The organism is Maridesulfovibrio zosterae DSM 11974, from assembly GCF_000425265.1.
In the GTDB taxonomy this organism is placed as follows: domain Bacteria; phylum Desulfobacterota; class Desulfovibrionia; order Desulfovibrionales; family Desulfovibrionaceae; genus Maridesulfovibrio; species Maridesulfovibrio zosterae.
The window spans coordinates 330,889-346,915 of the sequence record NZ_KE384342.1; the positions used below are offsets into that span (position 1 = coordinate 330,889).

General features: G+C 41.2%; 15 protein-coding genes. 2 read left to right on the plus strand and 13 right to left on the minus strand.

Annotated features, from left to right (window positions below):
- Nucleotides 1–127: 127 nt before the first annotated feature.
- A complete protein-coding gene (gene cbiB / locus H589_RS0113025) occupies nucleotides 128–1,078 on the plus strand; it encodes an adenosylcobinamide-phosphate synthase CbiB (RefSeq protein ID WP_027722423.1) in 951 nt (316 codons plus the stop codon).
- A 285-nt stretch (nucleotides 1,079–1,363) separates the two neighbouring features.
- Here cbiB and proC read toward each other — a convergent pair whose 3' ends face one another.
- From proC to dut, 13 genes are all read right to left on the minus strand, one after another.
- Nucleotides 1,364–2,167, minus strand: coding sequence for a pyrroline-5-carboxylate reductase (proC, locus tag H589_RS0113030; RefSeq protein ID WP_027722424.1), 804 nt, complete (start codon nucleotides 2,165–2,167; stop codon nucleotides 1,364–1,366).
- A gap of 2 nt (nucleotides 2,168–2,169) precedes the next feature.
- On the minus strand, nucleotides 2,170–2,589 hold the full coding sequence (gene ndk, locus H589_RS0113035) for a nucleoside-diphosphate kinase (protein ID WP_027722425.1): 420 nt from the start codon (nucleotides 2,587–2,589) through the stop codon (nucleotides 2,170–2,172).
- An 84-nt stretch (nucleotides 2,590–2,673) separates the two neighbouring features.
- Nucleotides 2,674–3,468 (minus strand): ABC transporter ATP-binding protein, encoded by a 795-nt coding sequence (locus H589_RS0113040; RefSeq protein ID WP_027722426.1) that lies wholly within the window; start codon nucleotides 3,466–3,468, stop codon nucleotides 2,674–2,676.
- Nucleotides 3,461–4,369, minus strand: a complete 909-nt coding sequence (locus tag H589_RS0113045) for an ABC transporter permease (protein ID WP_211225345.1) — start codon at nucleotides 4,367–4,369, stop codon at nucleotides 3,461–3,463. Before H589_RS0113045 ends, H589_RS0113040 begins: the two co-directional genes overlap by 8 nt.
- A gap of 101 nt (nucleotides 4,370–4,470) precedes the next feature.
- On the minus strand, nucleotides 4,471–5,421 hold the full coding sequence (locus tag H589_RS0113050; RefSeq protein ID WP_027722428.1) for an ABC transporter substrate-binding protein: 951 nt from the start codon (nucleotides 5,419–5,421) through the stop codon (nucleotides 4,471–4,473).
- Nucleotides 5,422–5,582: 161 nt separating this feature from the next.
- Nucleotides 5,583–6,863: a divergent polysaccharide deacetylase family protein gene (locus H589_RS0113055; protein WP_027722429.1), complete on the minus strand. Its 1,281-nt coding sequence runs from the start codon at nucleotides 6,861–6,863 to the stop codon at nucleotides 5,583–5,585.
- Nucleotides 6,864–6,881: 18 nt separating this feature from the next.
- On the minus strand, nucleotides 6,882–8,159 hold the full coding sequence (locus H589_RS0113060) for a S41 family peptidase (RefSeq protein WP_027722430.1): 1,278 nt from the start codon (nucleotides 8,157–8,159) through the stop codon (nucleotides 6,882–6,884).
- Between the two features lie 48 nt (nucleotides 8,160–8,207).
- On the minus strand, nucleotides 8,208–9,335 hold the full coding sequence (locus H589_RS0113065; protein WP_027722431.1) for a murein hydrolase activator EnvC family protein: 1,128 nt from the start codon (nucleotides 9,333–9,335) through the stop codon (nucleotides 8,208–8,210).
- Nucleotides 9,336–9,344: 9 nt separating this feature from the next.
- Complete coding sequence (locus tag H589_RS0113070) at nucleotides 9,345–9,998, minus strand: endonuclease III domain-containing protein (RefSeq protein WP_027722432.1); 654 nt, start codon at nucleotides 9,996–9,998, stop codon at nucleotides 9,345–9,347.
- A 15-nt stretch (nucleotides 9,999–10,013) separates the two neighbouring features.
- Nucleotides 10,014–10,880, minus strand: a complete 867-nt coding sequence (locus H589_RS0113075) for a 50S ribosomal protein L11 methyltransferase (protein WP_027722433.1) — start codon at nucleotides 10,878–10,880, stop codon at nucleotides 10,014–10,016.
- A 178-nt stretch (nucleotides 10,881–11,058) separates the two neighbouring features.
- The gene (locus tag H589_RS0113080; RefSeq protein ID WP_027722434.1) at nucleotides 11,059–11,268 is read right to left on the minus strand and encodes a hypothetical protein; all 210 of its coding nucleotides are present in this window, start codon (nucleotides 11,266–11,268) and stop codon (nucleotides 11,059–11,061) included.
- A gap of 126 nt (nucleotides 11,269–11,394) precedes the next feature.
- Complete coding sequence (locus H589_RS0113085; protein WP_027722435.1) at nucleotides 11,395–12,591, minus strand: aspartate aminotransferase family protein; 1,197 nt, start codon at nucleotides 12,589–12,591, stop codon at nucleotides 11,395–11,397.
- Between the two features lie 28 nt (nucleotides 12,592–12,619).
- A complete protein-coding gene (dut, locus tag H589_RS0113090; protein WP_027722436.1) occupies nucleotides 12,620–13,093 on the minus strand; it encodes a dUTP diphosphatase in 474 nt (157 codons plus the stop codon).
- A 305-nt stretch (nucleotides 13,094–13,398) separates the two neighbouring features.
- Between dut and glgP the strand changes: the two genes are divergently transcribed.
- Complete coding sequence (glgP, locus tag H589_RS0113095; RefSeq protein ID WP_027722437.1) at nucleotides 13,399–15,966, plus strand: alpha-glucan family phosphorylase; 2,568 nt, start codon at nucleotides 13,399–13,401, stop codon at nucleotides 15,964–15,966.
- Nucleotides 15,967–16,027 lie beyond the last annotated feature (61 nt).

Consider the following 16,027-nt stretch of genomic DNA (forward strand, 5'->3'; position numbering starts at 1 on the left):
GATTGGGTGCAGTTTTTTATCCTGTACGGGAATAAAATATTGCGATTTATATATCCAGTGCCGTCCTTGTGTTCTGGAGTGATATTCTCTCCGGTAAAACGCTTTAAGATTTGAGGTTGTTTATCTGATGGATAATTCTACTGTATTATTTCTTATTCCGGTTATAGCTCTTGTTCTGGATTTCGCTTTGGGAGATCCAAAGTGGTTTCCTCATCCAGTCCGTCTTCTTGGAAAATTTCTTGATTGTTATAGAAGTTGGGTTCAGTCCATTGGAATGTCCAATAAAATCATGGGTGGTATAGGTGTATTCGGTATTTCTCTCGTCATTTGGGGAGTAGTTAAGGTCTTATTAGCAATACCATTTTTGGGTATTTTGATCGCTTTATATCTGGCATATGCTGGTCTTGCTCTTGGCTCTCTTCTTTCTGAATGTAAGAATGCTGCAAAGATGCTCGATGGTGGCAGGATTGAAGATGCTCGCAGAGCTATATCCGGACTTGTCAGCCGAGATGTTTCTGAACTTGATGAAGCTGGACTTCGTAAGGCTCTTGCTGAAACAACAAGTGAAAATCTTAATGATGGTTTTGTAGCTCCTTTTTTCTATCTTGTTGTAACTGGTCCAGCTGGAATGTGGGTATATAAAACAGTATCCACCATGGACTCCATGTGGGGATACAAGAATGAAGAGTTTAAAGACTTCGGCTACTTTGCTGCTAAGACTGATGATGTTCTTGCATTTATACCTGCACGTATTACCGGCTTTATGATGCTGGCAGTTGGGCGTATTCTCAAACTTGATTGGAAATCAGCATATGATAACCTGATTACTGATGCAGCTAAAACTGAAAGTCCTAATGCTGGATGGCCTATGGCTACAGCAGCATGGCTGTTAGGAGCCCGGATGGGTGGTAAGGCTGTATATTTCGGTGAAGAAAAAAATAAGCCTGTGATAGGTCCTGAAGGCACATGGACTTCGCTTAAGCTTAAAAGATTGGGAACATTAGTTACTTTCAGCGCAATTTTCAGTGCTGTCTTTCTTGATCTTTACTTTGTAATGGTCTGGGCTGCAGGGATGTAAGATTAATTTCTATGTGATTTAAAAAGGCCGCTTATGCGGCCTTTTTTTATGTATATTTACATATCATTTTTGAATGTTTCAGATCATAGTTTGTAATAGTGAGAATTAAAAAAAGGACGATGAAGTCTGATCCGTGTATGAAACTGATTCAAAACTGATTGAAAATTTGAGTAAAAAATAAAATATTCAGCTATGATATTTCATAGTGTATAACTGAAATTATTGAGGGGGGGTATTCGGAGAGGAGAAACTTGTTATAGTTCCCCTCTCCGGTAGCCAGTGGCTTTAATTTTTACCGAGTTCTATACTGCGTTCGTAGCTTTTGCGGACTGCATCAATTATATTGGAGCGGGTTGCTGTTCTATCGAGGTGAATCAGTGCCTGTACGGTAGTACCGCCAGGTGATGTTACCATTTCACGAAGTTCACTTACGTGGAAATTGCTTTCCTGTGCCAGCTTGGTAGAACCTTCAAAAAGTTTTTCCACCATGGCGGTTGCCTGAGTGCGCGGCAATCCAAGTTCAACAGCTGATTCGATCATAGCTTCAATAAAATAAAATACATAAGCTGGGCCGGAACCGATAACACCTGTGAAACTATCAAATTGACTTTCAGCAAGTACATATACATCGCCAAGAGGTGTGAATATTTCGCGGGTGAAGGATGATTGTTCCTCTGATAGGTGAGCATCATCAAGACAGACTGCAAATACACCTGCATTTACAAGCGCAGGAGTGTTAGGCATGACCCTGACAACAGGGCAGCCATTTTCGCATAAGTCTTTAATTTTGCGCACAGTGAGCCCGGCTGCAATTGATATCAAGCATTTGGACTCATTCAGTACAGGAGCAATCTCTTCAAGAACTGCGGGAGCGTGCTGAGGTTTGACCGCCAGCACAATATAGTCAGATTTCTTGGCAAGATCTCGGACTGTTTCACATGTAGTGAGCCCGGTTTCTTCGGCAAGAGCATTCAGTGCCGTTTTGTTAAGGTCAAAACCTAGCAGGTTGATGTTTTCATCGCCCACCATGCCTCTGATAATGGCGGTGCCCATGTTGCCTGTGCCTATAAATCCAACTTTTTTAATCATGATTAGTTCACCAGTTCAAGGTTGCTGAAGAAGTAGGGGACTTCGATAGCAGCAGTGTCAGGTCCGTCAGAACCATGGCAGGCATTAGCTTCAATACCTGCACCGAAAGCTTTACGGATAGTACCTTCTGCTGCTTCATTGGGATTGGTAGCGCCCATGAGGTCGCGGTAACGCTTAATTGCGTCATCGCCTTCAAGAACAGATACCACGCAAGGTCCGGAAATCATAAACTCAACCAGTTCACCGAAGAATGGACGCTCTTTGTGTACAGCGTAAAATCCTTCAGCCTGAACCTGAGTCATGTGGATCATTTTGGTTGCTTTGATTTTAAGACCGGAATCAGTGATCATTTTAAGGATGTCACCAATTTTACCGTCTTTAACTGCATCTGGTTTGATGATTGAAAAAGTAAGTTCGCCCATTGTTTAAGTCCTCCAAGTGTATTCAGTTTTATGGATTTTCACATATCTCAGAGTTATATCTGAGTGGAAAGGTAATCTGACAACTCAGGAAAAAAGCATTCTGTCAGTTGCCACACTCTCGCCACGAAGAGAGTAGAATCTTTCAAGCAGATCTTCTACTTTCAGCCCCTTCTTTTCCTTTCCGTAAATATCCAGAATTATCGTGCCTTGATGAAACATAATCAACCTGTCGCCCATATTGATGGCCTGATTCATATTATGGGTAACCATAATAGTCGTCAGTTTTTCACGGTGAACAACGGTGTCGGTTATATCAAGAATTTTTCTTCCTGTCTTTGGGTCAAGCGCTGCTGTATGCTCGTCCAGTAATAAAATTTCTGGTTTAGCCATAGTAGCCATAAGCATGGTTAAAGCTTGTCTTTGTCCACCGGACAGTAGACCAACTTTGTCAGATAGCCTGTTTTCAAGTTCAAGGCCGAGTGTCGCAAGCTGCTCCCTAAAGAGGTTTCTGTCTTTGTTTCGTACTCCAAAACCAAGGCCTCGCCGTTTACCTCGCTTAAGCGCCAAGGCCATATTCTCTTCAATACTAAGTGTTGAACAGGTCCCCAGTAGCGGATCTTGAAATACACGTCCAAGGTATGCTGCCCGTTTATACTCTGGCCAGCTTGTAACATCTGTCCCGTTGATTGTGATTTTACCGCTGGAAAGCAAAAAACTTCCAGCTATGGAATTTAGAAAAGTTGACTTGCCGGCTCCGTTTGACCCTATGACAGTTATAAATTCTCCCGGTTTAACGGAAAGATTGATATTTCGCAGCGCCTTGACTTTATTAACACTGTCTGGATTGAATATCTTGGTAGCGTTTACAACTTTAAGCATTATGATGCCTCCAGCCTATCAGTTTAGTTTTGATCTGCGGAGAAATGAGCGCAGTCACTACCAGTACTGCTGTAATTAAATTTAAATCGCTGGGGGTAAAAGCAAAATCACCAATTCTGACACCCAAAGCAAGGGCAATGGCAATACGGTAAACAATTGACCCCAGCAGAGCTGAAAACATTGCTCTTGTCACGTTGACTTTCCCGAAAAGAGTTTCACCTATAATGACAGAAGCAAGACCCGCAATAATTGTACCTATCCCCATGTTTACATCTGCTGCACCCTGATTTTGTGCAACCAGTGCTCCTGACATGGCAACCATTGCATTAGATAATCCTACACCAAAAATTATCATCATATCACGGTTAACACCGAGGCTGGTTATCATCTTAGGATTGTCACCAGTTGCCAACATGGCCAGCCCAAATGATGTTTTGAGGAACCAAATTAATATTATTAGTGCTGTCGCTGAAATAAGAGCGAAAAGTATAGGTGTAGATAAATATGGTGGCAGTCCACTAAAATTAACGAATTGATCTATTAAGGTGTCCTCACCTAGAAGTGTGATATTTGGCCTGCCCATGATTCTTATATTTATTGAATAAAGAGATATCATGGTTAAAATACTGGCTAACAGGTGGAGTATTTTAAATTTGGTATTTAAAATACCGGTCACGGCTCCAGCTAGAAAACCTGCTCCGGCTGCCATAATTATCCCTGCAATGGGATGGTAGCCACTGCTTATAGCAACAGCCGAGACAGCAGCCCCAAGCGGTAGACTTCCGTCAACAGTAAGGTCCGGGAAATCCAGTACCCTGAAAGTAAGGTAAACACCCAGAACCATGAGACCAAATGCGGTCCCTTGTTCCAGAGCACCCATAAAGGCGTATAAGCTGATCATTTTATTTAAGTCTGTTAAGTTTAGAGGATAAAAAGCACACTAAAAAAGGCGCAGAATGTACTGCGCCTTTAACTCTATTATGTTCATTTTGCAAATATGATTTATTTGATGACCCTGTCAGCCCGTTCCATAATTTGACGTGGAATGGCAACACCCATTGTGGCTGCAGCCTTTTCATTAACATACAGTCGTAGGTTCTGGAGTGATTCCACAGGCATATCAGCAGGTTTTGCTTTGCCTGACAGAATTCGTGCAGCCATATCAGCTGTTTGCATACCCATGCGATAGTAGTCTAGGGCGATAGCTGCAACTGTACCGCGCTCAACTGAATCTGTGTCTGCAGAGAAAATGGGCAGTTTATTCTGGCGGCATACTTTAATTGCAGATTCAAGACCGGAAACGACAGTATTATCAAGTGGGATGTATATCGCATCACATTTGCCGACAAGACTTTTGGCTGCCTGATAGACTCCGCTTGAGTTTGCAATAGATGCTTCTTCTACACTGATTCCAAAGTCTTTGCAGACTTCTTTAAGCAATGTGATGAGAACTACTGAATTGGCTTCACCTGCATTATAAATAGTTCCAATTGATTTTACACTCGGCAGAAATTCTTTAATGAGTTCTACTTGGCGAAGTATGGGACTCATATCAGTCATCCCCGTAATATTTTTACCGGGTTGCATTAGACTTTTAACAAGTCCAGCTGCGACAGGGTCAGTAACACCTGTAAATAATATGGGAATATCTTTAATCTTTTGAGCTACAGCTTGAGAAGAAGGTGTGGTTATGGCCAGAATCAGTTCAGGATTTTCGCCTTTGATCTGGTTGGCAATCTGTATGTTTGTTGCTTGATTGCCCTGAGCAATATGTTCATTGTAAATAACATCAATGCCGGATTCTTTGAGTCTGTTTTTAAAACCTTCCCGCATTGCATCAAGAGAAGGGTGTTCAACAATCTGGGTGATGGAAACAGTATAAGTTTGTGCAGAATGGATTACAGGTACTGCAACCATGAACAAAATAACAAGGAATAGAAGGATTTTTTTCATCCGATACAACCCTTTATGCTGAGATAATTTTATTTAAAAATATTTGGCCTTAAAATGACATTTAAGTCAAGCTAGCAGCCTGAATAATTTCTATACTGATAGATTTTGCTGTTAATAAAAAACAGCGCCTGTATTTTTGACTTGCGAAATGTGCAAGTATCCTATTGCCCCTTGGGAATCAATGATCCAACTGGAACAATATTAATTTCTCCCTGATTTTCTTTTGCCCATTGTTTAATGGCCTTTAATGTTTCCCAATTTGGATGCCCTATAGCAATTGCCTGTCCTTTTTTCTTGGCAATTTTGGCCGTCTTTGAAAGCTGATATTTAATTGCACTGATGTCTTTAACGTTATCCAGAAATATATTGCGCTCGTAGGTTGTTACCCCCGCTTTGCGGGCAGCTTTTGGTCCTGCGCTTTTAGGTGTGGTCCGGCTATCTAGAAAAAACAGTTTTTTCTGGTGTAGCGGAGACATAACCTCGCGCATTCCTGCATAATTTTCAGTAAATAAGGACCCCATATGATTATTAAGTCCTTTAGCTCCGGGAACTTTTTTGATTGCAGCCAGAACCGTTTTATGAATTTTATCTGCGCTCATACCAACCAGAAGAGCATCTGATCCAGGATTAATTTTTGGATATCCTTTGGGTTGCATAGGCAGATGAATCATAATTTCATTTCCGTTTTTTCGCGCAATAGCCAAAGTCTTTTTCACATGTGAACTGTTTGGCCATATAGAAAAGGTTACATGAGCATCCAGTGCAGCCAAACCTTTTGCAAGCGCAACATCTTCACCCATATCATCAATAACTATGGCCATTTTAGGTGTATGCGGACCTGCCTTCCGTGGAGTTTGTTTCGGCTTCACTATAGGAGCAAATATGAAGAATTTATGGGTTGGCACTCCATTTATACTAATCAGCCAGCAGTCTGAAGCAACTTCATGAATACTGGCATTCAGGGCTTTTGCGTCGAATTCATTTTTAATTTTGGAAATGAATTTATTTTTATCCCCTTTATATGGGAAACGAAGTTGTTGGAAATGGAAATCATGACCTTGATGTTTCTTCAGTGATACATCTTCAAGCCTAAGATCGCGCATGGCTATTTTAGAGTTTTTAAGCGTATTAATAAGAGTCAGATCTACCTGCTTGACGAGATCGTCAAGGTTATCTTCCATGGGTTCTTCATATAAAGGATGTTGATTCTGGGCAGCTCGTTGGTCAGCAGTAAGATTCTGCTGTTCTTGTGAATTGCCGGAGCTTTCTGTCGTCGGTCCAGAATAGCTTGAAACTACCAACGCAATTACCAAGCAAACACTCGCCGCTGCTGCAACTGTAATCGCAGCTATACCTGCCGGTTTGAATAAATAAGCCCGAAGGCCCGGCTTACCTGCCGGGATTTCGGGCTTATCGTTGTTTTCCGAAGTACTGTTTTTCACTTCAGTCAGCCTTTAAACTTATTTGATTTCTTTAAGGCGGGGCAGCTGCTTAACCAATTGCAGACCGAGTCTGAGCTGGTTGTCTCTGTCGAGCATTTTTTTAGCCTTTTCGCCAGTTTTTGATTTGCCTTTCTTGCTGTCGCCATTGTTTTCAAGATGTCTGCTCAGGTCCTTTTCACGAAGGATAAAACGGTCATCTTTATCTTTGTCGTCGACAGGCACAACAAATGGATAAACAATATCCGGATCGATTCCTTCAGCCTGAATCGAACGGCCGCTAGGTGTGTAGTATAAGGCGGTAGTAAGTTTTATTCCGGATCCATCAGACATGGGAATGATCGTCTGAACTGATCCCTTTCCGAAAGTCCGCTCACCAAGCAGTAATGCGCGGTCATGGTCTTTCAAAGCTCCGGATACGATTTCTGAAGCTGAAGCAGATCCTGCATTAATAAGTGTAACTACGGGGACATCAATATCAGTCGGCTGACTTTTAGCCATAAAGTCCTTACGGCTTATTTTATCACGTCCTTCGATATAAACGATGAGTCCCTCATCAAGAAAAGTATCGGCTACGGAAACAGCCTGAGTCAGCAACCCGCCGGGGTTGTTACGCAGGTCAAGAATAACACCTTTAAGTGTATGCGATTTTTTGTATTCAGTTAAAGCTTTGTGCATTTCACGGGTGGTATTCTCACTGAATCTGGTAAGTCTGATATATAGATACCCATCTTCAAGTTCTTGATGTTTAACGCTTTTAATTTGGATAGAATCACGAGTAATGGTTATTTTGTCAGGTTTGTTAGCGTTTTTGTGCAGTACTGTCAGAACTACATCTGTTCCCCGTTTACCTTTAATTTTACCTACTGCTTCCATCAGTGAGATTGACTGGGTTGATTCCCCATCAATTTCAAGGATGATATCGCCAGCCTTTAATCCTGCTTTGAACGCAGGAGTATCATCAATTGGTGTGACAACAATTAAACGACCTTTTTCCATACTGATTTCAATACCGATACCGCTGAATTCACCGCTGGTGGCTTCCTGCATATCTTTGAAATCTTCAGTAGAGAGGAAAGTAGAGTGAGGATCAAGCTGTTCAAGCATGCCCTTCACAGCATCATCCACAAGTTCTTTGCGGGAAAGGTCTTTTACGTAATTATGTTCAACCAGATCGAGTACTTGAGAGAACCTGCGTAAAGGCTCAAAGCGATTTTGATCGACGGCTTCTGTGGGTTGCGGTGCAACGGAAACTACGAAAAGAGCTACGATGGCTATCATCCACAAAGTTTTTCTCATTTGTTCCTCCAGTGGAGTGGGTACTGTATCTTGCTAAAGATATTAATATTATTTTTTGGCAAGCCATTTTTCCGGGTTAACGGGTTTCTGATGAAAACGCAATTCAAAATGAAGTCCGGTTTCTTTAAGTTTGGGGTAATATCCTGTTTTTCCTATGATTTCATCTTTCTCAACTTCTTGCCCTGTTTTAACAAAGCTTTCAGCAAGATATGCATATAAGGAATAATAGTTGTACCCGTGATAAATTATCACAACCCGACCGAATCCTCTTAGGGTGTCATTATGCACGACTTTACCCCAGAAAATTGACTTTACATCGACATTTCCGGCTGTCTGAATTCCTTCACCTCTGATTGGAGGTTTGGCTGATAGATTAAACCGGATTTGAGTCTTGCCCTCACAGGGGCGGGGCAATGACCCTTTAAAACTTAAAATTTTTCTGCTGGTCAAACTTTTCAGTTTGTAATTCAGTTTGTTGATAGTATCAAGGAGTCCGTTAACTTCCTGTTCTCTGGTTATTTTCAGTGCCCTGATTCCACGAATTCCTGAAAGTAGACTTAGTTTATCTTTAAGCAGGGCATCTTTGCTTTTATTAATCAGTGAAAGTTGATTCTCAGATTTTAATCGCAATTCTTTTTGAATATCAATATTTTGCGATATTTCTTTTGCTTTATTTTGCGCGCTGACCAGTTCTTTTTGAGCATCTGTATATAAAGAAGCCAGCCACACAAAATTGCGATCGGTAGTTTGCCAATCATTAAGAGAACCGAATCTGTTTTCAAGTTTACGGGAATGGATGGGCCAAAGCTTGGCCAGCATCATTTGTAGTTTATCAACAATCTGTTTTAGTTCATTGTTTAGTTTTATATACTCCGTTTTGGCATTGTTTTCATCGATAACTATTTTTTCAAGCTTGTCTTCCTGGCTGAAAAGTTTACGTGTAATTTCCGTTATGCGGTCTTCAATGGCTGCAAGCTCGCCAAACATATTTCGTTCTTCGCGAGTAAGTTTTAAAAGTTCATTTCTTTGCTTTTTTACTGTTTGCTTAGTTTCCTGAATTGCGTCTTTCAACCTGCTGACAGCAGATTCTTGTGCACATACAGGTGAACAAAATAAAACCACAACAAATAGTATTGCGATCGAAGATAGTGAACTTTTAATTAATTGGTCAGGCATAGGTTGAAATTAATTTTCCAAAAATTTATTTAATGGACAGTTTTTACAGTCAGGCTTCGATTTTTTACACCAATTTTTAGCAGTCATTACGATAAGGGCATGATATTCATTAAATAATTTAACATCATGTTCCAGAACATCCATGAAAAAATCCTGCAATTCATGGTAGTCGATATCTTCATGCACAAGCATATGGCGGTTGAATATCCTTTTTGTATAAGCATCCACCACAAAAATGGGTTTATTAAGCGCGTATAGTAGTATGGAATCTGCTGTTTCCGGGCCTATTCCGCTTACATTCAGCAGTTTTTCACGAAGTTCAAAAGTATCTATCTTCTCTAAAGCAGTGATGCATTCTGCTGAATTCTGATCAAGAAAATCAAGAAAATTAATAAGACGCACGGCTTTCATACGAAAAAAACCGGAAGGACGAATAAGTTCCTGCAACTCTTCAATGCTGAGTTTTCGTAGCCCTTGCAATGAGAGTGCGTCGTTATTTCTTAAGTTATTAATAGCTTTTTCTACATTTGCCCAGTTTGTATTTTGAACAAGAATAGCTCCTACCGCAATTTCAAACGGAGTTTCGCCCGGCCACCAGTGACAGGGGCCTATTCTTTTTGAAAGAGTCTTATAATAATTTAATAATGTCTGTTCTCGATTCAATGATATCTCCAGTTCTTATTCGTCAACAGCACCAACGTTTTTCCAAAGCAGTCCGGCCCATTCTCCCTGAGTGAATATTTCAGGCGCAGGGAGACCTGCTTCAATGTAAGCTTCTGCAACTTTTTTAGACTGTTCGATTAATATGCCTGACAGAATAAGAATTGAGTTTTCTTTTAATCTTGCTGTTACTTCCGGACAAAGTTCAATTAGTGGGCCTGAAAGAATATTGGCTACTACAAGATCGTATTTAAGGTCTGCATCAATACAATCTGCACTTCCGACAGCGAGAGTAATACCTTGCACATTATTATTTTCAATGTTTTCCAGTGCGCATACGATTGATTGTGGATCGATATCAACTCCGACTCCTTTCATACCAAGATTAGCAAGAGCAATGGCAAGTATTGCCGAGCCTGTGCCCAGATCAAAGAAATCCATTTGTGAGTTGATCTTGCCTTCGGAAGCAAGATTGCTGATTATTTCTAAGCAGAGAGCCGTAGTAGGGTGACCACCAGTTCCGAATGCCATTTTAGGCTCGATAATTATGTGTGTTTTGCCTTCTGTTTTTTTATCCAGCATCCATGGCGGAAGGATTTCAAAATTTCCACAGGTCACAGGTTCAAAATAATCCTTCCATGCAAGCCCCCAGTTTTCAGCTTCGATTTCAGCCGAGATACATCCTGCCTCAGGCCAGCGTTTCTTAATCTCTTCAACAATTTCCATGCCCAGAGGATGATCTTCAAGATGAACAGTGTAGAATATAGAATCGTCATCAAGTGGTTTTTCTTCCCACCCGTGAGCGACACGTGCCCCTAAATAAACTTGGCATTCGTCGCTTTCTATTTCAGAAAGTGTAAATTGGATTCTAAGAAGTTTGGACATTGAAACTTTCCTATAAAGTATATTTAAAAATTAGGATGATAATTAAAAGCAAGCATTTTCAAAACACTAGTAACGTAAAAAGCCCAAGTACTCTACCGAGTATTAGGGCTTTTAAGATCTTATTTTCTACTTTTTATATTTTAATAGGAAAATGAAATTCAAATTAGTCTTTAATCCATTAAATGATACGGTCAATGAGATTCCCTTTACCTGTCAGGCTATGAATTGCGTCATCAACAACATGTTGCTGACGTTCTTCATGTGCTCTCATTGCAGGATCGTCAAGAGCTGCAGCCACATGATCCGGCCGCTCTGTAGGCAGATTCTGCTTAATACTGGTGTCCATAACACCACCTTCAACGGGGATAGAAAGTGCTATGTCACTCATAATGTATTGCCTCCAGTTTATCTCAGCGGAGCAAGATAATGTTTTCTTGCAAGATCATATATAAAAACCAGTCTGAATCTACTAATAAAGTAAGTTCAGACTGGTTTTAGGTCAAGTTAATCTATTTTAGATAGAAAGGAGTTCTTCCAGTGTCTTCAGAAATGTTTCCAGATCTTTTTTATCAATAGTCAGCGCAGGAAGCAGTCTAAGTATTTTTCCTTTGGTCAGATTCAGTATAAAACCTTTATCACGGAGCTGTGTAAAAACTTCACTGCCGTCAAAGGAGAGCTCAACTCCGAGCATGAGTCCAAGTCCTCTGACTGAGTTGATTTTTTCAGGGAATTTTTTCTGTATTTTGAGGGCTTCGGTTATGAAGAAATCGCCCATTTCAGCTGCTCTATCAGCAATTTTTTCTTCAGTCATTATGTCAAGAACTTTAGAAGAAACTTTTGCAACCAGAGCCCCTCCGCCAAAGGTGGTAGCGTGGCTTCCGGGTGTGAAGCCTTTAGCTATTGCTTCAGTTGCCAGCATGGCTCCCATAGGCAGGCCGTTGGCTAGAGCTTTTGCAGAGGTGAAAATATGCGGAGTTACTCCGTAATGCTGATGTGCCCACCATTTACCTGTTCTACAAAGGCCTGACTGGACTTCATCCACAATAAGCAGGATATCATTTTCAGCAACAAGGTTCTCAATGGCTTTTACATATTCGGCTGGCAGGGGTTTGATCCCGCCTTCGCCTTGAACCATTTCAATCATGATGGCTGCTGTCTTATCAGTAATTGCAGCTTTAAGTGCTTCAATATCTCCCGTTGGAACATATTTAAAGCCTTCAGGTAGCGGAGCAAAACCATCTTTGATCGGGCCGGCCTGTCCTGTAGCTGTCAGCGTAGCAAGTGTTCTGCCATGAAATGAGCCTTCAAGAGTAATGATTTCATAAGCATCCCTCTCTTTTATAGTGCGCATATATCTTCTAGCCAGCTTGATAGCGGCTTCATTGGCTTCAGCTCCTGAGTTACAGAAAAAGACTCTGTCAGCACCGCATGTTGTAAGAAGTTTTTCAGCGCATTCGACTTGTTCTTCCTGATAGAATAGATTGCTGACTTGAACCAGTTTGCGGGCCTGTTCAGTCATAACTTCTACTAAGTCTTCACGGCAGTGGCCGATATTGACTACAGAAATACCGGAGAGGAGATCTATATACTCTTTTCCGTCAATATCCCAAAGTCTGGAGCCTTTGGCTCTGGCTACACTGACAGGATACCGACCGTAAGTATTACAGATAGATTTTTGTTCTTTTGCCACAAGTGTATCGTATTTAGTCATGGTATTATTCTTTATATTAAATGAGTAATTAGTTTTTTCCTGTATGCCCGAATCCTCCGGCCCCTCTCTGGGTCTCGGAAAGTTCTTCACTCGGAATCAAGTTGGCATGACAGTAGGGCATAAAAACCAGCTGTGCTATGCGCTGTCCACGCTCAATTCGTCGTTTTTCACCTGATGTATTTAAGAGTGAAACTTTAATCTCACCACGGTAATCAGGGTCTATTACACCGACTCCCTGACTGATTGTCAGGCCGTCTTTTGTGCCAAGTCCGCTACGGGAATAAATGAAACCGGCAATGCCGGGGGCAGTTATTTCAATGGCTATTCCTACCGGGAACGCATGTCTTTCACCCGGGCATATCTCTATGGAGTCATTTTCAATACATGCTCTCAGATCGATTCCGGCTGAGTTGGGAGTTGCGTAATCCGTGCCACTGTTTTTAGCTATATCGCTAAGAAATTTTACTTTAACTTCAACAGGATTGCTTTGTGTGGGAGTCATATTTTTAATCCTCAATTAATGTCATTTCGAGGGCGCAGAATGCTCTCGTATGCGATCTGTGTCAACTTTCAAGATGTATAATTACTAAACTGTCTTGTAATATTCATCCGAATAAGGCAAATAATAAGGATTAGTGTATATGTTTTAGGCTTTCAGTTAATCTTTATTTGTTTTTATGTATTTTGTATCTGGCTCTTTTTGGATAGTCTGGTATATTGATTCTGTGATTGTTAAATATGGTCGGGTCTGTGGATATAGGTAGGTTGAGTCTGACCAGTTAGAATCTATATTTAAAGGAGATAATTATGCAGCCTCTTCGCGTTTACAGCGTTGTACCTCGTTTGCCCAAACAGCTGGAAGAGCTTTGGGATTTAGCCTACAATTTTCTGTTTGTCTGGAATAGTGATATTTCGAGTATTTTTTCTTCTATTGATCATAATCTTTGGCGAGAATGCCAGCAGAACCCTGTCTCTTTTCTCAATCACCTTCCTCAGCAGCAGCTTGAGGAACTTGCAGGTGATGATTTTTTTATTCAGCGTCTTAGAGAAGCTGTAAGAGTACAGAAAAATTATCTTTCAAGAGAGAGTTGCTCATATAAATTTGAGGGAGCTAAAAAGGGAGATTCTGTCGTTGCTTATTTCAGTTTTGAATATGGTATAGGGCTTAGCCTCCCCATTTACTCTGGTGGTCTCGGCATTTTGGCCGGTGACCATCTTAAGTCCGCCAGTGATTTAAATATTCCTCTTGTAGGAATAGGTCTTTGTTATCAGCATGGTTATTTTCGTCAGTATATGACGCAGGATGGATGGCAACAGGAACGTTATCCCAGCCATGATTTTGAGGAAATGCCGATTAAGCCAGCAAAGAACGAAAAAGGCGACGATATAATTTTCTCACTCGATATTAAAGGTGAAGATCTTAAAGTTCAAATATGGGAAGTACAGGTCGGCCGTGTTACTCTATATTTGCTCGACACGAATATAAAAGATAATCCAGCTCATTTTAGAGCCATTACTGCCCGCTTGTATGGCGGTGATCTCGAAATGCGCCTCTGGCAGGAAATTCTGCTGGGTATCGGAGGGGTCAAGGCTCTTGCTGCTCTCGGTCTTGAACCGAGTGTAATTCATATGAACGAAGGGCATTCTGCTTTTGCCGGTCTTGAACGCATCCGTGTTTTTATGACAGAACAGAATTTATCTTTTGAAGCTGCTATGGAAATGGTTGCTTCGTCTTCTATTTTTACTACTCATACTCCAGTTCCTGCCGGTAATGACAGGTTCCCAGCTGATTTGATGCGTCCTTATTTTGAACCGTATGCCCAGACAATGGGGCTTGCATATAAGGTTTTTCTGGCTCTTGGCCGTGAAGATCCCCGTAATGATTCAGAACTTTTTTGTATGACTGTTCTGGCTTTGAAACTTTCCCGTTTTAATAATGGTGTGTCTATTCTTCATGGGCATGTTTCCAGAAATATGTGGCAGAAAGTATGGCCCCAATATCCTGTTGAAGACGTTCCAATCGGCGCTATAACTAACGGCGTGCATATGCCGACTTGGGTTGCAACTGATTTTTCTTTACTGTTTGATCGCTATCTTGGACCGAACTGGCGTGAAGATCCTGATGGTGCAAGAGTCTGGAAGCAGACTGAGAATATTCCTGATGCCGAGCTTTGGCGCACTCATGAAAGGTTAAGGGAACGCCTTGTGGATTTTGTGCGTAAAAGATTACGCAGACAGCTTCTTAGCATAGGGGCACGCCGTAAAGAGATTGAACTTGCTGATGAAGTTCTTGATCCGCGGGCATTAACCATAGGTTTTGCTCGTCGTTTTGCAACTTATAAGCGCGCAGGTCTTTTGCTTAGGGATAAAGAACGGTTAATCAAACTTATTGCTGACTCTAAACATCCGGTTCAGTTTATTTTTGCTGGTAAAGCTCATCCTCAGGATAATGAAGGTAAAAAACTTATTCAAGATCTGATTCAGCTTTGCCGTCGTGAAGAATGCCGTATGAGTATGGTTTTTCTCCAGGATTATGACATGAAGATCGCTAACTATATGGTACAGGGTTGCGATATATGGCTTAATACTCCAAGGAGACCTCTTGAGGCTTGCGGAACAAGCGGTATGAAAGCAATGGCTAATGGCGTATTGCAGTTCAGCACCCCTGACGGGTGGTGGGATGAAGCCTATCTGTCAGATAACAGTGTCGGCTGGGCTATAGGTCGTCGTGAAGATTATAATGATCATGAGTATCAGGATTTTGTTGAAAGTCAGACTCTTTACAAGGTTCTTGAAAATGACATAATCCCTGAATTTTATGATCGCGGTCATGGCAGTATTCCTAGGAATTGGATTTCCAAGGTTAAGAAAGCATTGCGTATTCTAGGGCCTGAGTTCAATGCTAACCGCATGGTTGAAGATTATACTGAAAAAGCATATCTACCGGCATTTAGTAACTATCAGACTATGTCGAAGAGTAGTTTTCAGGGAGCAAAGGATCTGGCTGCCTGGCGAATGGATCTAATGACTAAATGGTCCAGCCTCAAGGTTAGAAATATCATTTCTGAGACACATACTGATATATATGTTGAAGAACCGATCATAGTAAATGCTGAGGTTTACCTTAATGGTTTATCTACAAGTGATGTTCAGGTTGAAATTTATTCTGGTCCGGTTGGGCAGGATGGCACATTTGTAAGTAGAGATACTGTGATAATGACGCCTGAAGAAGATCTTGATGCCGGTTGGCATCAGTATCAGGGAGAGGTCATGCCGGGTGAAGCTGGAAGGTTTGGTTACACAGTTAGAATTTTACCTAAACATGAACTTTTGCTTGATTCACATTCATTGGGGCTCATTTATTGGGCTCATTAACAGGGAAGATGAATTTGCTGGTCTTATTTTTTAAAATAAATAATAAAAACGGAGTCCTCAA